Annotated in this window: 16 protein-coding genes; 10 read left to right on the top strand and 6 right to left on the bottom strand. The window is 69.7% G+C overall.

Features of this window, described 5'->3' with window-relative positions:
- Nucleotides 1-10: 10 nt before the first annotated feature.
- Nucleotides 11-718, bottom strand: a complete 708-nt coding sequence (locus CQ045_RS05340; protein WP_105721639.1) for a winged helix-turn-helix domain-containing protein — start codon at nucleotides 716-718, stop codon at nucleotides 11-13.
- Nucleotides 719-1,050: 332 nt separating this feature from the next.
- On the opposite strand from CQ045_RS05340, the gene CQ045_RS05335 reads away from it, so the two are divergent.
- The 5 genes from CQ045_RS05335 (at nucleotide 1,051) to CQ045_RS05315 (ending at nucleotide 7,920) form a co-directional block, all read left to right on the top strand.
- The gene (locus CQ045_RS05335; RefSeq protein ID WP_105721638.1) at nucleotides 1,051-1,359 is read left to right on the top strand and encodes a GNAT family N-acetyltransferase; all 309 of its coding nucleotides are present in this window, start codon (nucleotides 1,051-1,053) and stop codon (nucleotides 1,357-1,359) included.
- Between the two features lie 52 nt (nucleotides 1,360-1,411).
- Nucleotides 1,412-1,894: a DIP1984 family protein gene (locus CQ045_RS05330; protein WP_105721637.1), complete on the top strand. Its 483-nt coding sequence runs from the start codon at nucleotides 1,412-1,414 to the stop codon at nucleotides 1,892-1,894.
- A 310-nt stretch (nucleotides 1,895-2,204) separates the two neighbouring features.
- Complete coding sequence (locus tag CQ045_RS05325; RefSeq protein ID WP_105721636.1) at nucleotides 2,205-3,650, top strand: MFS transporter; 1,446 nt, start codon at nucleotides 2,205-2,207, stop codon at nucleotides 3,648-3,650.
- Nucleotides 3,651-3,762: 112 nt separating this feature from the next.
- The gene (locus CQ045_RS05320) at nucleotides 3,763-4,932 is read left to right on the top strand and encodes an exonuclease SbcCD subunit D (protein WP_105721635.1); all 1,170 of its coding nucleotides are present in this window, start codon (nucleotides 3,763-3,765) and stop codon (nucleotides 4,930-4,932) included.
- Entirely contained in the window at nucleotides 4,933-7,920 is a 2,988-nt protein-coding gene (locus CQ045_RS05315) for an AAA family ATPase (RefSeq protein ID WP_105721634.1), read from the top strand.
- A 31-nt stretch (nucleotides 7,921-7,951) separates the two neighbouring features.
- On the opposite strand, the gene CQ045_RS05310 is transcribed toward CQ045_RS05315, so the two are convergent.
- On the bottom strand, nucleotides 7,952-8,509 hold the full coding sequence (locus CQ045_RS05310; protein ID WP_105721633.1) for a nucleoside phosphorylase: 558 nt from the start codon (nucleotides 8,507-8,509) through the stop codon (nucleotides 7,952-7,954).
- Between the two features lie 109 nt (nucleotides 8,510-8,618).
- Between CQ045_RS05310 and nadE the strand changes: the two genes are divergently transcribed.
- The 3 genes from nadE (at nucleotide 8,619) to CQ045_RS05295 (ending at nucleotide 13,760) form a co-directional block, all read left to right on the top strand.
- Nucleotides 8,619-9,437 (top strand): ammonia-dependent NAD(+) synthetase, encoded by an 819-nt coding sequence (gene nadE, locus CQ045_RS05305; RefSeq protein ID WP_105721632.1) that lies wholly within the window; start codon nucleotides 8,619-8,621, stop codon nucleotides 9,435-9,437.
- A gap of 82 nt (nucleotides 9,438-9,519) precedes the next feature.
- On the top strand, nucleotides 9,520-12,990 hold the full coding sequence (locus CQ045_RS05300) for a bifunctional RecB family nuclease/DEAD/DEAH box helicase (protein ID WP_105721631.1): 3,471 nt from the start codon (nucleotides 9,520-9,522) through the stop codon (nucleotides 12,988-12,990).
- Nucleotides 12,987-13,760, top strand: a complete 774-nt coding sequence (locus tag CQ045_RS05295) for a GNAT family N-acetyltransferase (RefSeq protein WP_105721630.1) — start codon at nucleotides 12,987-12,989, stop codon at nucleotides 13,758-13,760. Before CQ045_RS05300 ends, CQ045_RS05295 begins: the two co-directional genes overlap by 4 nt.
- A gap of 88 nt (nucleotides 13,761-13,848) precedes the next feature.
- Here the strand turns inward: CQ045_RS05295 and upp are convergent, their stop codons facing one another.
- Nucleotides 13,849-14,481 carry a uracil phosphoribosyltransferase gene (upp, locus tag CQ045_RS05290; RefSeq protein WP_105721629.1) on the bottom strand — a complete coding sequence of 211 codons (633 nt, stop codon included), beginning with the start codon at nucleotides 14,479-14,481 and terminating at the stop codon, nucleotides 13,849-13,851.
- Nucleotides 14,482-14,562: 81 nt separating this feature from the next.
- Here upp and tadA point away from each other — a divergent pair, with 81 nt between their 5' ends.
- Nucleotides 14,563-15,018, top strand: coding sequence for a tRNA adenosine(34) deaminase TadA (gene tadA / locus CQ045_RS05285; RefSeq protein ID WP_105721628.1), 456 nt, complete (start codon nucleotides 14,563-14,565; stop codon nucleotides 15,016-15,018).
- A 15-nt stretch (nucleotides 15,019-15,033) separates the two neighbouring features.
- Here tadA and CQ045_RS05280 read toward each other — a convergent pair whose 3' ends face one another.
- Nucleotides 15,034-16,005 carry a cation diffusion facilitator family transporter gene (locus CQ045_RS05280; RefSeq protein ID WP_105721627.1) on the bottom strand — a complete coding sequence of 324 codons (972 nt, stop codon included), beginning with the start codon at nucleotides 16,003-16,005 and terminating at the stop codon, nucleotides 15,034-15,036.
- A 59-nt stretch (nucleotides 16,006-16,064) separates the two neighbouring features.
- Between CQ045_RS05280 and proC the strand changes: the two genes are divergently transcribed.
- Nucleotides 16,065-16,904: a pyrroline-5-carboxylate reductase gene (gene proC, locus CQ045_RS05275; protein ID WP_105721626.1), complete on the top strand. Its 840-nt coding sequence runs from the start codon at nucleotides 16,065-16,067 to the stop codon at nucleotides 16,902-16,904.
- A gap of 6 nt (nucleotides 16,905-16,910) precedes the next feature.
- Here proC and CQ045_RS05270 read toward each other — a convergent pair whose 3' ends face one another.
- Nucleotides 16,911-18,503 (bottom strand): hypothetical protein, encoded by a 1,593-nt coding sequence (locus CQ045_RS05270; RefSeq protein WP_105721625.1) that lies wholly within the window; start codon nucleotides 18,501-18,503, stop codon nucleotides 16,911-16,913.
- Nucleotides 18,485-19,261 (bottom strand): ABC transporter ATP-binding protein, encoded by a 777-nt coding sequence (locus tag CQ045_RS05265; RefSeq protein ID WP_105722168.1) that lies wholly within the window; start codon nucleotides 19,259-19,261, stop codon nucleotides 18,485-18,487. The genes CQ045_RS05270 and CQ045_RS05265 overlap by 19 nt, the downstream gene beginning before the upstream one ends.
- Between the last annotated feature and the right edge of the window lie 31 nt (nucleotides 19,262-19,292).

Below are 19,292 nucleotides of genomic sequence, written 5' to 3'. Positions count from 1 at the left end.
TGGCCCGGACTCAGAAGCGGTCGGGCGAGGGGGTGCCGTGGCCGTAACGGATGACGACGTCGGCGTGCCGGTCGAAACGGTAGCCGATGCCGCGCACCGTGCGGACGATGTCCTCGTAGCGGCCGAGCTTCGCGCGCAGACGGCGCACGTGGACGTCGATGGTGCGCTCGCCGGGGGTCTCGTCGTCCTGTGCCTGCCAGAGAGCGGAGACCAGTTCGCTGCGCTCGATCGTGCGACCCTCGCGAAGGACGAGGTACTGCAGCAGCTCGAACTCCTTGTACGTGAAGGCGGCGGACTCTCCGTCGATCAGGACGCGCTTGCGGGAGATGTCGACGGTGACGCCGCTCTCCTCCTCCGTGGTGTCCTCCTCGGCCGCGGCCTTGGTGCGGGCGATCGCGCCCGGCTCCTGCAGGGCGAGGCGGACGACGTCGAGGTCGCGTCCTCCGGAGCCGTGCGGTGCGAGGGCGACGGTGGCGTGGGTCTCGGCACCCGGCGCGAGCTCGGCGAGGGTGCGACGCAGTGCGTCGACGAGGAGGGGGAGGCTGACGCCGGCTTCGGCGGCCTTGATCTCGTCCAGACCGACGTAGAGGGCGAAGCCGCGCGGCGAGCGGACGGCGGGGAGGTCGGCTCCGGCGGTGGCCAGCGGAGCGGCGGCGTCGGGCTGGGTGCGGATCGCGGCGGTGGTGGCGGGACGCTCGAGAAGTACGGTGTTCGACATGATGATGAGTCCTCAGGACGTGAGCCCGAATCGAGCGGGGCTCTGATGCGTTGCATGAATGACCGGCGGAGCCGGGAAGCGAGCAAAGGGTGGATGCTCGGTGACACTGACCTCGCAGATGGCGAGGAGTTCAGGTCAGGCGGGGTGGCTGTTCGTTCAGCGACACATTCGGCAACACATGCCAACGCGACCGGGCATCATCATCCCGGCAGTCCTGTTCGCCTCCTGGGCGGACAAAGGGCTTGCGTTGGTGGTCATGGGGGGATTATGTCCGATCGTGACCCCTCATGTCAAAACGCCCGGGCGCTCGCAGCGGGCGTAACGTAGCTCGAATGACGATCTCGCACACTGTCGGCGGTTTCCTCCTGACCGATGAGAAGGATGCGTCGCGCTACACGCTCATGCGCGACGGCAAGCTCGTGAGCGTGCTCGACTATCGCGACGATGGTCACACGATCGCTCTCACCAGAGCTTTCACCGTCCCGACTTTCCGCGGCAACGGCTACGCCGGGAAGGTCGTCGAGGGGGCGGTGGCCGATATCGAGGAGCGCGGAGACCGCAAGGTCGACGCCGTCTGCTGGTACGTCGCAGACTGGTTCTCCGCGCACCCCGAGCACGCTCCGCTGCTGCGCTCGCGCTGACTCGCCCGCTGTGTGACGCCGTGTTACGGGCACCTGCTGCGAGGATGAGGCCATGAAACTCGCCGAGGCCCTCACCGCACGCGCCGATCTGCAGCGCCGCATCGAGCAGCTGCGCGCCCGCATCGTCGCGAACGCCCGCTACCAGGAGGGTGAGGAGCCGGCCGAGGACGCCGCGGCGCTCATCGTCGAAGCGGACGCCGCGCTGACGCAGCTGCGCGACCTGATCCGACGCATCAACGCGACCAACGCGCGGCTCGATCTCGGCGCGGACGGCACGATGACGGATGCGCTCGCCGCCCGTGACGTGCTGCGTCTACGCCACTCTGTGTTGACGGATGCGGCTGCGGCGGCATCCGGATCGAACGACCAGTACCTACGCCAGATGCGGTCGGAGCTGCGGCAGGTCTCGGCGCTTCCGGTCGCGCAGCTGCGATCGGGGGCCGACACCGTCGCGCAGGAGCTGCGGGAGCTCGACAACCGGATCCAGCAGGCGAACTGGTCGAACGACCTCGAGGAGGAGAGCGGAAGTCGGTAGTCACGACGAGGCGGGCACAACCCTCAGCCGGCGGGGCAAGCCGGCACCTGTCGGGCGGAGGGCAGCCCTGATCTCGCATCGCGCAGCCCCGCACGCCGCACAGGTGAAGGTGCACGATGCATCTCGCATCACCGCGTGCCGATCGTCGCGACGAGGGTGGGTCAGGGGACCTTCCGCTTCCTCCTCGAACATCATGCGATAGAATGTAGTTCTGCTCAGCCCCGTCGGCTGAGGTGGTCAGGCGCCGAGAGGCGGGCTGATCCGAGGCTCGAAACCTCCGGCATCCTCATCAGACACCGGAGGTTTTTCCATGTCTTCGTCCCTGCGCGCCCATCCACGTTCCCGGTGGTGGGCACTCATCGTCATCTCCCTCACCCAGCTCGTCGTCGTGCTCGACGGCACCATCGTGAGCATCGCGCTTCCGCGCGCACAGGCATCTCTCGGCCTCTCCGACGGGCAGCGGCAGTGGGTCGTCACGGCCTACGCCCTCGCGTTCGGCGCCCTCCTGCTCTTCGGCGGCCGCCTCGCCGACTACATCGGACGCAAACGCATCTTCATGATCGGCATGATCGGATTCGGTGCGGCATCGCTCTACGGCGGATTCGCTCAACAGGGATGGGAGCTCATCCTCGCCCGCGGGCTCCAAGGAGTCTTCGCGGCTCTCCTGGCCCCGGCCGCGCTGGCATTGCTCACGGTGACCTTCCCGTCCGGCCGCGATCGCAACACGGCCTTCGCGGTGTTCGGCACGGTGGCCGGGACGGGTGCGGCGGTGGGGCTCCTCCTCGGGGGCCTGCTCACCGAGTTCGCCGACTGGCGCTGGTGTCTCTTCGTGAACCTCTTCTTCGTCGCGATCGGGCTCATCGGAGGTGCTCTCTTCCTCGCCGAGAGCAAGGCCGAGGGGGAGAACCGGTACGACGTCTGGGGGACCATCACGGTGACCCTCGGGCTCGGCGCACTCGTCTACGGGTTCAGCCTGGCCGAGCACGGATGGGGCGATCCGCTGACGATCACATTCGTGGTGCTCGGCGTCGTCCTGCTCGCGGTCTTCGTCTGGATCGAGAGCCGGGTCGCGCAGCCGCTGCTGCCGTTGCGGATCGTCGCCGATCGCGTCCGGGGTGGGGCGTTCCTCATCCAGGGCGTCGCCGGAGCCATCATGATCGGCGCCACGATGTACCTCACGTTCCACCTGCAGTTCGTGCTCGGCATGGGGGCCTTCCACGCGGGGATCGCCACCCTGCCGCTGCCGATCGCGACCATGGTCATCGCGCCGATCGCGACCAGGCTGCTGCCCGTGATCGGCCCGCGCCCGATGCTCATCGTCGGACCGCTGCTCGCCGCCGGCGGAATGATCTACCTCTCGGGCATCACCCCGGACGGCTCGTACTTCCTGCAGGTCGCCCCGGCGCTCGTGGCCCTCGGCGTCGGCATGGCGTTCATCTTCATCCCTCTCCAGAACCTGGCGCTGACCGGGGTCGCCCCGCACGATGCCGGGGTCGCCTCCGCCATGGCGAACTCCGCCATGCAGATCGGCGGGTCGATCGGGCTGTCCGTGTTCACCGCCGTGTACGCGGCGTCCGTCGGCGGCCGCGCGCAGACCGACGTCACGCCCACGCAGCTGACCGACGCCTACGGCTGGACCTTCGTCGTCGCGGCGATCTTCATGGTCGCCGCCTCCCTGATCGCGATCCTCCTGGTGCGCGGCACGAAGGAGGAGCTGATGCCGGCGCAGGTGGAGCCGACCGTCGCTGCGCACTGAGACGACGCCGCGGCATCCGCTCCGAGGCGCGGCCCCGATGATCCTCGGGCCAGGAACGGATGCCGCGGCACGCCTCGGACGGAATGTCGGAGGTGGTTCGTACCGTGTGAGTATGCGAATCCTGCACACCTCCGACTGGCATATCGGCCGGACGTTCCATGGCAACTCGACCATGGACGCCCTGGCCGAGGTGCTGGGCGCGCTCACGGAGCAGGTGCGCCGGAATGCGGTCGACGTCGTGGTCGTCGCGGGAGACGTCTTCGACTCTGCGACGCCGTCCGCTGCCGCCTACACGCTGCTCGGCGACGCGCTGGTGGCGCTGCATGAGACGGGCGCCCGCGTCATCGTGACGAGCGGCAACCACGATTCCGCCGCACGGCTCGGCTTCCAGGCCCGGCTGCTGCGCGAGGGCATCCACGTGCTGACCGATCCCCTCGCCGTGGGCGTGCCGGTGACGGTGGCCGACGCCGACGGACCGGTGCACTTCTTCGGCATCCCCTACCTCGAGCCGGCGATCGTCCGCCAGCACTGGCCCGAGGGCGACAGCTCCGGACGCCAGCTGCGCACGCAGGCGCAGACCATGGCTCATGCGATGGACCTGGTCCGCGCCGGCATGGGCGCACACGAGGGCCGATCGGTGGCGATCGCGCATTGTTTCGCCGCCGGCGTCGACGCGACGGTCGGACTCGAGCGCGAGGTGCGCCAGGGCGGGCTCGACGTCGTCCCGCTCAGCGTCTTCGACGGCCCCGACTATGTTGCCCTCGGACACATCCACGGACGGCAGCAGATCAGTGATCGCGTGCGCTACGCCGGGGCTCCCCTGCACTACAGCTTCGGGGAGCAGCACAAGCCGCGCGGGTCCTGGCTCGTCGAGCTCGACGCCGACGGCCTGGCTTCGGTCGAATGGATCGAGCTGCCGGTGCCTCGCAGGCTCGTCACGCTCACGGGAACGCTCGAAGAGATCCTGTCCACCGCGCTGGTGGCCGAGCACGCCGGCGACTGGGTCTGCGCGATCTACACCGACTCCGTGCCGCAGGCCGAGCCGATGCGCCGCCTGCGCGAGAGCTACCCCTTCTGCGCCATGGTCCAGCACCAGCCTGAGATCACCGCCGAGGCCGGCGAGCGATCGTATGTGCAGCGGCTGCGCGCCGCCGTCACCGATGCAGACCGCATCGAGGCCTTCCTCGAGCACGTCAGGGCGGGCCACGGACCGACCGAGGTCGAGAACGAGTTGATCCGCGCGGTGCTCGACGAGCGGGTGCGCGCCGAGGCGCTCGTCTAGATGCGTCTGCATCGCCTGGAGGTCGAGGGGTTCGGACCCTTCCGCTCGCGGCAGGCCGTCGACTTCGATGCTTTCGCCGACGACGGCATCTTCCTGATCGCCGGTCGCACGGGCGCCGGCAAGTCGAGCATCCTCGACGCCGTCTGCTTCGGCCTCTACGGCGGAGTGCCGCGGTACGACGGCGGCGAGAAGCGGCTCCGGAGCGACCACTGCGAGCCGGACGACCCGTCCGAGGTGGTCGTCGAGTTCAGCACGCCGTCGGGGCGCTTCCGCGTGACCCGGTCGCCGGAGTACCTCCGGCCGGCCAAGCGTGGCGGAGGCATGACGAAGCAGGCTGCGGCCGTCGCGCTCGACGAGTGGACCGAATCCGGGTGGGTCGGCCGTGCGGCGCGGGCGGTCGACGTCGGCAACGAGCTCGACGAGATCCTGCAGCTCAGTCGCGAGCAGTTCCTCCAGGTAATCCTGCTGGCCCAGAACCGGTTCTCCGAGTTCCTGCTCGCCGGCAGCAGAGACCGACAGGTGCTGCTGCGCCGGTTGTTCGGCACCCAGCGTTTCGAAGACGTGCAGGCGCGATTCGACGACCGTCGCCGGGAAGCGCAGCAGGCTCTCGGGGCCCGACTCGCCACGGTCGACGCTCGTGTCGGGGAGGCCGAGCGTCTGGTGGCCGACGAGGAGCTGTCCCCAGACGCGGAAGATGAGGCGGCGCCTTCGTCGGAGACGGCCCCGTCGTCGGTCGATGAGCGGCTCGAATCCCTTCGTCGAGCGAAGGCGCGTGCCGATTACCGTGCGGAGCGCCGAGCCTCCGACCAGGCGGATGCACAGCAGCGATCCGCGGACGCCGATGCCGAACTCGCATCGACCCGCGAGGAGCAGCATGCTCAGCGCGAACGCGATCGCGCGCGTGCGGCGATCGAGCGACTCGATGCGGAGACGCCGGCGATCGACGAGGCTCGCGAGGAGCTCTCGGCCGCGCGCGCGGCCGAGGTGCTGCGATCGACGATCATCGCTGCGCAGCGCGCGCAGAGCGCCGCGGCGGATGCGGTGGAGAAGGAGCGATCGGCGCGCGAGGTGTGGGATGTCTTCGGCATCCCCGTCGAAGAAGACCTCGAAGCGTGGGCGGCTGCGCGAACCAGGGAGAGTGGTGCCTGGGAGCGGGCGCGCGATCTGGAGACGCAGGCGCCGAGGCTCGAGGCCGACCTCCAGTCGGCCGAGAACGCCGTCGCAGACGTGGCCGCGCGTATCGAAGCGGGGGAAGCGGAGCGTGCCTCCCTCCCGGCGGCGACCGCTGCCCTGACAGCCGAGCGCGACGAGGCCCGCCGTTTGGCCGACCGCGCGGACGACCTGAAGGCGGCGCTGGATACCGCGGAGACGCGACGCAGGGCAGCAGACGAGGAAGAGCGGCTGAAAGCCGTGCAGGCCTCGGCCGAGATCGAGCTCACCGAGGCCACGGCCGCACACGCCTCCGCGCAGACGGAACTCGCCCGGTTGCGGCAGCGTCGAACCGACGGGATGGCCGGAGAACTCGCATCGAGCCTTCGACGCGGACACCCCTGTCCCGTCTGCGGCGCGATCGAGCATCCGGCACCCGCCACCCACTCCGACCCCGTCTCACCGGAGGACATCACCCGCGCAGAGGAGGCCCGAGACGCGGCCGCGCAGCGCGAGCGCGAGCTGGCTTCGACCGCATCGGCCCTGCGTGCGGAGCTGGCAGCGGTCGCGGCTCGTGCCGATGGGCGTAGCAGAGAGCAGGCCGAGACCGAGTACGCCGCAGCCGTCGCCGCGCGCGACGTCAGTCTCGCGGCGGCGGAGCAGCTGCGTCGGCTCGATTCGCAGCTCGGCGAACTCCTCGCCCGCGTCGGACGACTCGAGGCCGAGAAGTCCGCGGACGCCGCGGCCCTCGCGCAGGCGCGGGAGCACCTGGCTCTCCTACGGCAACGGAGCGCGGAGGCTCACGAGCTGATCGCCGAGGCTCGGGGCGACTTCGACACGGTCGCCGGCCGGATCGAGGACACGGAGGCGAAGATCGTCGCGGCGCGGGCCCTGGCCGAGGCGGTGGCGGAGCGCGTGCGCAGGACGCAGGCTCTCGCGGAAGCAGAAGCCGAGCGGGATGCGGCGCTCGCCGATTCCGTGTTCGACGACGCGGCCGCTGCCGAAGTCGCGCTGCGCTCGGCGTCGACGCAGGAGGCACTCGAGACGACGATCGCGCAGCACGCGGTGCAGCGGGAGAAGGAACGGGCCATCCTGTTCGATCTGGAACTGCGGACGCTGCCCGAAGACCCCATCGACCTCGCTCCCGCCGAGCAGGCGTCGGCAGCTGCCCGCGCGATCTGGACGACCGCCGTCGACGAGGCGGCGCGCGCCAAGGGGGCTGCCGAACGACTCGGGGCGCTGATCGAGTCCGCGGCGACCGAGCACGCGCGCACCGCCGACGCCGCCGCCGAGTTCGAGGTACTGCAGAACCTCGCCGACACGATCGCGGGTCGCGGAGCCAACACGCGCAAGATGACACTGGAGACGTTCGTCCTCGCCGCCGAGCTCGAAGAGATCGTGGAGGCGGCGAACCGTCGACTGCACGACATGTCGACGGGGCGCTTCCAGCTGCAGCACTCCGATGCGCTCGCCGCCCGAGGGGCCGCCTCCGGCCTCGGCATCGTGGTGTTCGACGCGTTCACGGGGCAGACCCGACCGCCGCAGTCCCTGTCGGGAGGCGAGACCTTCCTCACCTCGCTCGCCCTCGCCCTCGGTCTGGCGGAGGTCGTGACGGCGCGGGCCGGCGGCATCCGCCTCGACACGCTCTTCATCGACGAAGGTTTCGGATCCCTCGACGGCGACACCCTCGACGTCGCCATGCGCACGCTCGACGAACTGCGTCAGGGAGGCCGCACGGTCGGAGTCATCAGTCACGTCGAGGCCATGCAGGAGCAGATCCCGGCGCAGCTCACGGTGCGGGCGCTGCCGAACGGGCCCAGCCTGATCGAGGCTCGCTGAGGCGAGGAGGATCGTGGCCGTCGGGCGGGGTTCAGACCCCGTACTCGGTGCGGATGAACTCGCGCAGCTGCACACTGCACCGGGCGACGGCCTCACGCCAGTCGGTGAGCGCGCCGTCCTCGGCCTGGTCCGAGACGGCCCGGAACACGCGGATCGGCACATCGAATTGCCCTGCCACCCAGATGTAGGCGTAGGTCTCCATGTCGACCAGCGCCGCTCCGGACGGACGGATCACGGCGGTGACCTCGGCATCCTCGACGAAGTGGTCACCCGTCGCGATCAGCACGCCCTCGCGCCCGGTCGAGACGCGCGCCGGCAGCGAGACATGCTGACCCGAGACGCCGTCGAGGTCGGTCACATCGTGCTGGAAGGCGGTGCCGACCTCGTGCACCGTCGCCTCGAGATCGGGATCGATCGCGCCCGCCGTGCCGACGACCACGATCTCGTCGTAGACGTTGGCGTCGAGCGCGCGGGTCAAGGCGTACGTCGCCTGCAGCTTGCCGGGACCGGTCACGAGACGGTCGAAGCCGTCGAGCTCCTCCGGGAATGCGGACAGTTCGGAAGCGAGAGCAGCGAGGAGGAGTTTCACTGCCCCATTCTCTCAGGTCGCGACTGGCAGGAGCATCCGAACGCCGCGGCGTCACCCGGGTGTAACACGGAGGGGTGATACTGATTCGAGGACAAGACCGGAGGATGACATGTCGTTGCAGCAGCAGATCTCTGAAGACCTCGGCGTGCGGCCCGAGATCGACCCCGAGACCGAGGTCGAGCGCCGCGTCGGGTTCCTCGTCGACTATCTCCGCGGGACCGGTGCGCGAGGCTTCGTGCTCGGCATCTCCGGGGGGCAGGATTCGACGTTGGCCGGGCGACTCGCACAGCTCGCGGTCGAGCGGGTGCGAGCCGAGGGCGGCGAAGCGAGATTCCTCGCCGTGCGGCTGCCATATCGCGTGCAGCACGACGCCTCGGACGCGGAGGCCGCCCTCGGGTTCATCGCGCCCGACTCCTCGGTCGAGGTCAACATCCAGAACGGCGTCGACGGGGTCGAGGAGGACATCGAGTTCGCGGTCACGAGTGATATCAGCGACTTCAACCGGGGCAACATCAAAGCGCGCGTGCGCATGGTCACCCAGTACGCACTCGCCGGCCATGACGGGATGCTGGTGATCGGTACGGACCACGCCGCGGAGGCCGTCACGGGTTTCTACACGAAGTTCGGCGACGGGGCGGCCGACATCCTGCCGCTGTCCGGACTCAGCAAGCGGCAGGGGCGCTCGCTGCTGCAGTTCCTCGACGCTCCGGATCGGCTCGCGTTCAAGGTGCCGACGGCCGACCTGCTCGACGGCCAGCCCGGCCGCGCCGACGAGGACGAGCTCGGCCTCACCTACGAGCAGATCGACGACTTCCTCGAGGGTCGTGAGGTCGACGCCGACGTCGCGGGCCGTATCGAGGCGCGTTACCTCGCGACGCAGCACAAGCGGCATCTGCCGGTCACGCCCGACGACACCTGGTGGCGCTGAACGCTCCACAGAAGCGGCTTCCCGCTTCGCCCGTGTCGGATGCCGCGGATAGTGTCGAAGCATCCGACAGAACGGGAGCATCGTGCGGATCGACACTCAGGCGCAGCGCGTCATCTGGAGCGCGAGCGACCTCAAAGCGGCCGCCGAATGCGAGTTCGCATGGTGTCGCGCGATCGACGCGAAACTGGGACGGGTGCCCGCGGTCGAGGAGCCGGAAGACGCGACCCTGAAGCGCGCGGCACAGCTGGGAGACGTGCACGAGCAGAACGTGCTCGCCCGATACATCGACGACCTCGGCGAAGCGAAGGTCCACCGCGTCGAGAAGGTCTCCTCGGTCGACTCCGAGGCGTTGGCCGCCGCGATCGACGAGACGGTGAACGCATTGCGCTCGGACGCGCTGGTCGTGTTCCAGGCGGCGTTCGCCACCGACGAGTTCGTCGGATTCGCCGACTTCCTCCGCAAAGACGACGACGGCCGCTGGCGTGTGCAGGACTCGAAGCTGGCGCGCAAGGCTCGGGTCACCGCCCTCATGCAGCTCGCGGCATATGTCGATCAGCTCGACCGTCTCGGCATCCCGCGCTCCGACGAGGTCGACCTGATCCTCGGAGACAGCAGCCTCAGCACGCATGCCGTCGACGACCTTCTGCCGCTGTTCCAGGTGCGGCGGGCGCGACTGCGCGCCCTCATCGCCGATCGGGCCGTCGCCGACGGTGCGACCGGAGCCCCCCTCGCCTGGGGCGACGACCGCGGCGACCTCCAGATCGTGGCCTGCGGCCGGTGTGCGACGTGCGAAGAGCAGGTGCTCGCCCACCGAGACCTGCTGATGGTCGCCCGGATGCGCCCGGTGCAGCGTGCACGCCTGCGGGCATCCGGCATCGAGACGATCGATGCGCTGGCCGAGGCATCCGAGGCTCCGACGGGTATGAACGCCGACACCTTCGAGACTCTCCGCGCTCAGGCTCGTCTGCAGCTGCGCGCCGACGTCGAGGGGGTGCCGACCTTCGACGTGCACTACGCGGCGGCGATCCACACCCTTCCGCTGCCGAGTCACGGTGACATCTTCTTCGACTTCGAAGGTGATCCGCTCTACACCGAACCCGCGCCGGACGGGGAGGCGCACTGGGGGATCGACTACCTGTTCGGCTGGGTCGACAACGCCGACCAGTACTCGGCGCTGTGGGCGCACACGTTCGCTGAAGAGAAACGTGCCCTCGAGGCCTTTCTCGATTTCGTGAACGTGCGCAGGGCCGCGCACCCCGGCATGCACATCTACCACTACGCGCCGTACGAGACCTCGCATCTCGTGGCCATGGCCGCGCGGCACGGCGTGCGTGAGGGCGAGGTCGATCGGCTGCTGCGCGAGGGCGTGTTCGTCGACCTCTACCCGCTCGTGCTGCGGACCGTTCGGGTCGGCTCCCGGTCATACTCGATCAAGAAGCTCGAACCGCTCTACATGGGCGACGACGTGCGCACCAGCGACGTGCAGAAGGGCGACGACTCGATCGTCCAGTACGTCGCGGCGCGTGAGCTCGCCGCCGCGGGGGAGCGGGTCGAAGCCGATGCGGTGCTCGCAGACCTCGCGGACTACAACCGCTATGACTGCGTGTCGACACGCAGACTGCGCAACTGGCTCATCGACATCGCCCGTCAGAAGGGCGTGACCCCCGCACCGCCTGACGACGCCGACGAGATCATCTACGAGCCGTCTCCGCGATCGGTCGCGCTGCTCGCCGATGCCGAGCGGGCGGTGGAGGCCGGCGGCGACGGTCTGGTGCATCGCATCGCCGCCGCTGCCATCGACTATTTCCCGCGCGAGGCGAAGAGCTTCTGGGTGTCGCACTTCCAGCGCCTGCGCGAGCCGGTGACGATGTGGGATGGAACGCGTGACGTGGTTCGGGTGGACCGGCCGTCGTCGACCGTGCGCCGGGACTGGAGCATCGGCGAGGGGCGTCGGGTGATGTCCCGCGACCTCGAGATCCGCGGCGAGGTGTCACCGGGAACCACGCTCGGCGCGGGGTCCCAGCCGTTCGCCCTCTATGAGGTGCCTGCGCCGTTCGACACCGAGGCGCCGTCGCGCGCCGTCCACGTGCCGCACACGGTCACCGTGACCGAGGTGCTCGACGACGGCTATCTCGTCACGGAATCGGCCGTCCAGGGGCAGACCTGGGAGGAGCTGCCGCTGGCGCTCACACCCGCCGCGCCCCCGCGTGTGGTGTCGCTGCAGGGTGCGATCGACGAGTGGGCGGACGCCGTGCACACGGCGGCTCCGGGCTTCCCTGCAGACGCTGCGACCGACATCCTGCGCAGGATCCCCCCGCGCACGGTCTCGGGAAGCACGGTGCCGGCTGCCGGGGACGACACGATCGATGCGATCGTGCGCGGCATCCTCGACCTCGACCGGAGCTATCTGGCGGTGCAGGGCCCCCCGGGAACGGGCAAGACCTATACCGGGTCGCGAGTGATCGCGCGGCTCGTGAACGACCACGGCTTCAAGATCGGCGTCGTCGCCCAGTCGCACGCGATCATCGAGACTCTCCTGGCGCGGGTCGTCGCCGACGGCGTCGCGCCCGCGCAGGTGGCGAAAGCGCCCAAGGACCCGGGTTCGGAACCCCCGTACACGGCGATCCCGAAGAACGGCATGGCGCCCTTCCTCGCCGAGCACGCCGACGAGGGGGCCGTCGTCGGCGGCACGGCCTGGGATTTCAGCAACACCCAGCGGGTCGATCGGGCGGGCCTCGACCTGCTGGTGATCGACGAGGCCGGGCAGTTCTCGCTCGCCTCCACCATCGCGGTCGCAGCCGGGGCGAAGCGGCTGCTGCTCCTCGGTGACCCTCAGCAGCTGCCGCAGGTGAGTCAGGGTGCCCACCCCGAACCGGTGGACACCTCGGCGCTCGGCTGGGTGATGGACAGCGACCCGGTCGTGCGGCCCGAATACGGTTACTTCCTGGCACGTTCGTGGCGGATGCATCCCTTCGTCGCGGCCCCGGTGTCGAAGCTCGCCTATGCTGGTCAGCTGGCGTCGGCCCTCGGCACCGAGCTCCGTTCGCTCGACGGCATCGATCCGGGTCTGCACGTCATCCCCCTCCGACACCGGGGCAACGCGACCCAGTCCCCGGAGGAAGCAGCCGAGGTCGTGCGGCTCGTCGGAGATCTGATCGGACGGACCTTCACCGACAACGATCCGGAGGCGTCGGCCAGGCCCCTCACGGAGTCCGACATCATCGTTGTGACGCCGTACAACGCGCAGCGGCAGTTGGTGCTCGATGCGCTCGCGGCGGCGGGCTTCCCCGACGTCCCCGTCGGGACGGTCGACAATTTCCAGGGCAAGGAGGCGGTCGTATCCATCACCTCGCTCGCCGCCTCCAGCGGCCGGGACGCCCCGCGGGGCCCGGAGTTCCTGCTGTTGCAGAATCGGCTCAACGTGGCGATCTCCCGCGCCCAGGTCGTCGCCTACCTCATCCACTCGCCCGCCCTGCTCGACGACCTGCCGTACACCCCCGAGGGGGTCGCCCGACTCAGCGCCTTCGCCCGTCTGGTGGGAGCAGCGGAATGAGCATCCACACGCCCGACGACGTTCTCCGCGCCTCGGCGGCATGGGTCTGGTTCCCCCGAGACAGCGAGCAGGCGAACGATCATCTGCAACTGGTGCGATACCCGCCGCGGTTCGGCGGCGGGGTGCGCGCGTCGCAGGTCCGGTCCTCGGGGAATGCAGCTGCGGTGCTCGATCACGCGATCGAGCGCACACGGTCGTGGGGGGAGTCGCAGCTGACGTTCTGGACCAACCCCTCCGACTCGCCCGATCTCGAAGATGAGCTGCGACGGCGCGGTGCCGAGCACATCGACACGGTTGCCGTGCTCGCCGGCGGGATCGCCGAACTCGACGTCGATGTCCCCGCGAACGTCACGGCCGAGATCGTGAGCACGCTCGCGCAGGTTCGTGAGGTCGATGCGATCAACGTGCCCGTGTGGGAACAGGCAGCCCTGGACGAGGGCGGGCTCCGTGTCGAACTCGAGGAGGTCGTGTCGAACCTGGATTCCGGAGCAGGCGTGCGAGTCCTGGGACGCCTCGACGGGCGCGCAGTGAGCACCGGCGGGTCCACCATCGTCGACGGATTCACCCGGCTCTGGGGTGCGGCCACGCTGGCAGAGGCGCGAGGTCACGGCGCCTATCGGGCCGTCCTCGCCGAACGATTGCGGGCCAGCGCTGAACGGGGCGCGACGACGGCCCTGGTGAAGGGGCGCATCGCGACCTCGGCTCCGATCCTGAGGAGGGTCGGCTTCCGGCACTTCGGCGACGAACGGGCCTACCGGGTGAAGGTGTGACCGCGTCGGTCTGCCCGTCCCGGCGACGTCACGCCGTGCACCGAGTTCCCCGCGACCCGAGAGGCGGACAGCCTCGGGGCGTGCCCGATCAGACCGTGCCGTAGAGCCGGTCGCCGGCGTCGCCGAGCCCGGGGACGATGTACCCCTTCTCGTTGAGACGCTCGTCGAGCGCGCCGAGCACGAGGGTCACGTCACGGTCGCCCGCCATCGCCTCGATCGCGGCGACGCCTTCCGGGGTCCCGAGCAGGCAGATGGCGGTGACGTCTTTCGCGCCGCGGTCGAACAGGAACTGGATCGCCGCGGCGAGCGAGCCGCCGGTGGCGAGCATCGGGTCGATGGCGAAGCACTGGCGGTCGCTGAGGTCGTCGGGGAGGCGCTCCGCGTAGGTCGTCGGTTCGAACGTCTCCTCATCGCGCACCATCCCGAGGAATCCGACCTCGGCGGTCGGGAGCAGCTTGACGAGGCCCTCGAGCATTCCGAGTCCGGCACGCAGGATGGGCACCACGATCGGCCGCGGCTCCGAGATCTTCACGCCCATGGTCTTCGTCACCGGAGTGGTGATCTCGACCGGGCTGACCTTCACGCTGCGGGTCGCCTCGTACGCGAGCAGCGTGACGAGCTCCTCCGTGAGCTGCCGGAAGACCGGTGACGGCGTGCGCACGTCGCGCAGCACCGAGAGCTTGTGAGTGATGAGAGGGTGGTCGGCCACGTGAACACGCATGGATACAGGGTAATGCGCCGCGGGGCCGGTCACGACATCGGCTCCCGCAGTCCTGGCCGGGTGCTGTCGTAGGCTCGACGCATGACTGCTGTCGACGACCTCGCGATGCAGCGCGCACTCGGGCTCGCGGCCGAGGCGGCGGCGGCGTCGGAGATCCCCGTCGGCGCGGTCGTCGTCGATCCCGCGGGACGGATCATCGCCGAGGGACGCAACACCCGCGAAGCCACGCACGATCCGACCGGCCACGCGGAGATCGAGGCGCTGCGCCGTGCCGCGGCCTCCGTCGGCTCCTGGAACCTGGAAGGGCACACGCTCGTGGTGACCCTCGAGCCGTGCATCATGTGCGCCGGGGCGATCCTGCAGGCCCGCATCGGCCGCGTGGTGTTCGGCGCCTGGGATGACAAGGCGGGAGCTGCGGGCTCGATGTACGACGTGCTTCGCGACCGGCGACTGCCCTATCGTGCGGAAGTCGTCGGCGGGATCGAAGAGGATGCCGCGACGGCACTGCTGCGCACCTTCTTCGAGCAGCGTCGCTGAGCGCGCCGGTCCGGATCAGTCGGACGACTTGAGCACGAACACGTCGGTCGAGGGTTCGGGGTCGATCGCGGGGCGATAGACGTCCGGCTCGATGTAGACGATGCGCGCGACCGGTACCGCCTCGCGGATGCGCGCCTCGATCGCGTTGATGTCGTCAGCCGCCTCGCGCAGCGGCTTGTCTGCGTTGAGCGCGATCTTCGCGGCCACCATCAGCTCGTCCGGACCCAGGTAGAGCGTCTTCATGTGGATGATCTTCTCGATCTCATCGCCGGCGTTGATCGCGTCGACGATGCGGTCGTGATCGGCCGGAGTGGCGCCTTCGCCGACCAGCAGGCTCTTGGTCTCGACGCCCAGCACGATCGCGATCAGCACCAGCAGCACGCCGATCATCACGGTGCCGAGGGCGTCGAAGACCGGGTTGCCGGTGAGGAGGGTGAGTCCGACGCCGAGCAGCGCGAACGTGAGGCCGGTCAGCGCGCCGACGTCTTCGAGCAGCACCACCGGCAGCTCGGGAGCCTTCGAACGACGCACGAACGACACCCACGACTGGCCCTTCTCCCGCACCAGGTTGCTCTCGCGGACCGCGGTGCGCAGCGAGAACGACTCGAGGCCGATCGCGATGACGAGCACGACGAGCGGCAGCCACCACCACGTCTTGTCGAGCTCGTGCGGGTTCGTGAGTTTGTCGACGCCCTCGTAGATCGCGAACAGGCCGCCGACGGAGAAGAGGATGATCGAGACGACGAACGCGTACACGTACCGCTCGCGCCCGTAGCCGAACGGGTGCGCGCGGTCGGCCTCCCGCTCGGCCTTGCGTCCGCCGAGCATCAGGAGCAGCTGGTTGCCCGAGTCGGCGACGGAGTGGATCGCCTCGGCGAGCATCGAGGCGGAGCCGGAGAGTGCCCAGGCGATGAACTTCGCGATGGCGATACCGAGGTTCGCCAGGAACGCCGCGACGATGGCCTTGTTGCCTCCGGATGCACTCATGATCTGAGTCTAGAACCGCCTGCCGTGGGATATCGGAGCGCCCGCCGTAGGATTACGACATGGCTGACTCCCTTCCTTCGCTCGCTTTCCTCGGTGCCGGATCGATGGGCGGTGCGATCCTCCGCGGAGTGGTCGCCTCCGGCATCCGGATCGAGGGTGGGATCACCGCGACCAACCGTTCTGCAGAGAAGGCGGAGAGCTTCTCCGACCTCGACGGCGTCACGAGCATCGCGCTCGCCGAGAGGCCGGACGGCAACGCCGAAGCAGTGGCGGGGGCGCGCATCGTGCTGGTCGGCGTGAAGCCGGCGATGGTGCCCGACCTGCTCCGCGAGATCGCACCGCACCTTGCTGCCGACGCGATCGTGGTGAGCGTCGCTGCGGGCGTGACACTCCAGACCTTCGCCGATGTGCTCGGGGCGGAGGCTCGTGTCATCCGTTCCATGCCGAACACGCCGTCGACCGTGCGCAAGGGGGTCACGGGACTCGCTGCCGGCGCCGCCGCCACGACCGAGGACCTGGCCCTGGTGCGCAGTCTCTTCGAGACGGTCGGAGCGGTGGTCGAGGTGCCGGAGTCGCAGATCGACGCACTCTCCACGATCTCCGGTTCCGGTCCCGCCTACGTGTACCTGCTGATCGAGGAGTTCACGAAGGCCGCCGTCGGCATGGGCTTCAGCGAGGCGGACTCCCGGCTGATGGTGGAGCACACCTTCATCGGCGCGACCGCTCTGCTGGATGCTTCGGGTGAGGTGCCCGCCGAGCTGCGTCGCCGTGTCACGAGCCCCAAGGGCACGACCGAGCGCGCCGTCGCGGTGCTGCAGGACGCGCACCTCGACCGCACTTTCGCCGACGCCACGGCCGCCGCCCTCGCGCGGGCCAAGGAGCTGGCTGCCGGAGCCTGAACGACGCTAGCTCTCGCTGGACACCTCGGCGAGCACTTCGGGCCAGCGTCGATTCAGGATGCTGCCTCCGAGCACGGTGCCGCCCCACAGGACGAGCGCACCGATCACGAGGCCGAGGACGAGGCTGACCCAGCCGAGCACGGGATTCCAGATCCCGGCGATCGCGAACCCGAATGCCGGGGCGCCGAGCAGCAGCGTGATCGGCCCGATGATGATCATCGCGAGCAGCGACTGCACCCCGCCCGACGAGCCGCGGCCGAACGGATTCGCCTCCGGCGCGGGAGCCCGACCGGGGAGGAATCCGCCCACCCAGGCTCCGGCTCCTGCAGCGATCGCCGTCAGACCGAGCGAGGCCCCGATGCTCCCCGGCAGCAGATCGGGCCGCCCCGCGAGGAAGCAGGTCGCCACGCACAACGCGATCGTCACGGGAACGGCGATCAGGCCGAACCCGAGCAGTCGCCCGGCACGGTCGGCGGCGCCCGTGACACCCGTGAGGACATGGAGCGCGACCGCGTCGTTGTCGTAGGCGATCGCCATCTGCACGATCGTTCCGGCGAGCAGGGCGTTGATCGCCGGGATCAGGGTGATGACCGGCCCGAAGCCGATCGCCTCGTCTTGGAGGCCGTTCATGAGGGCTATGCCGACGAAGATCGCCGGGAGCAGCAGGAGCATGACGATGTTGACGAGCTGGCGGGGATCGCGTCGGTAGTACCGCAGCGAGCGTGCCGCGATGGCGCCGGCCGGGTTCGCGGGCAGCATCCGATCGAGCAGGCGTCCGGTGCGCACCCGACCGCCGCCGCTGCTCTGGATCGGAGCGACGAGGCGTGCGGCCAGCAGTCCCTGCGCGGCGAGCCACAGGGCGATCACGGTGGCGAGGGCGATCAGCAGTCGCAACCCCGCGGCCGCGAAGTCGCCGTGAGCGAGTGCTCCCGGCACGCCGAACGCCGCGGCGACGGGGGTCCAGGCGACGACGTCGGCGATCGCGGTGAAGGACCCGCCGACATCGGTCACGGTCGTGAGCGCGCCGATCCCGAGGTTGAGGAGCAGCCCGGAGGATGCCGCGAGCAGCACGCCGAGCGTCAGCACCAGGTCGCGGGTGCTGCGCCGAGCCAGCCAGTGCGCGAGCACTCCGCTGACGACGCGGGCTCCGAGCACGCACGTGACGACCGCGACCGGGATCATGACCAGCGCGGCGGCCAGCGCGAGCGGGCTCACCGACCAGCCGAGGAGCATCAGCAGCAGGGCGGCGGCGGTCCCGATGCCGCCGATGGTGGTCGCGCCCGCGACGACCAATCCCGGCAGCATCGCGCGGGCGGTCACGGGCAGCAATGCGAACCGCTCAGGCGCGAGGGAGTCGTCGGCACTGACGAAGATCGAGCCGATCCACCACCCGAGCACGATCACGGCGCCGGCGAGGATGAGGACGGTCACGGCGGCGGCCGGTGCCGCGAACCGCAGCGCCACGAGCCCTGCGGTGAGGCCTCCCAGCAAGCCCAGCGCGATCATCCCGGTGATGATCAGCGTGACGATCATCCAGGGGTTGCGCCCCAGCTGGTGGCGGAGCTGGCGCCAGCGCAGGCTTACGAGGAGCGCAACCATGCGAGCGTCTCCGTCCCGAGATCGTGCGCCCCCACGAGCGTGAGGAACCGCTGTTGCAGCGACAGGCCGGCCCGAACCTCGTCGAGGGGACCGTGGGCCAGGAGACGTCCCTCGGCCACGATGGCGACCCGATCGCACATCGATTCCACGAGTTCCATCACGTGGCTGGACAGCACCACGGTGCCACCGCCGTCGACGAACGACCGCAGGATCTGACGAATGGTCTCACCCGACACGGGGTCGACGGCCTCCAGGGGCTCGTCGAGGATGAGGAGTCGTGGTGCGTGGATCAGCGCGCAGGCCAGGCCGATCTTCTTGCGCATGCCCGCCGAGTAGTCGACGACGAGCGTGTCCCGTGCTTCGGTGAGGCCGAGCGCCTCGAGGAGGTCGCCCGTGCGCGACACCACGTCGGCCTCCGCCATTCCTCGCAGCAGTCCGGTGTAGCGCAGCAGCTCCGCGCCGGTGAGCCGGTCGAGCATGCGGATGCCGTCGGGGAGCACACCCATGCGCGCCTTCGCCTCGGCGGGGTTCTGCCATACGTCCGCGCCGAGCACCCACGCGGTTCCGGCATCGGGGCGCAGCAGGCCCGTCGTCATCGCGAGAGTCGTGGTCTTGCCCGCGCCGTTCGGGCCGAGCAGCCCGAGCATGGAGCCTGCGGGGACGTCGAGGGAGAGGTTGTCGACGGCGACCTTCGGCCCGAACTGCTTGCGGAGCCCGCGAAGGGCGAGGACGGGCGGGGCCGCTGTGTGGTCGGTCATGACTCCCATCCCACCATGACGAAGGATGCCG

It is taken from the genome of Microbacterium sp. MYb66, from assembly GCF_002979435.1.
GTDB lineage: Bacteria > Actinomycetota > Actinomycetes > Actinomycetales > Microbacteriaceae > Microbacterium.
This window is presented reverse-complemented; position numbering and strand designations above follow the sequence as displayed.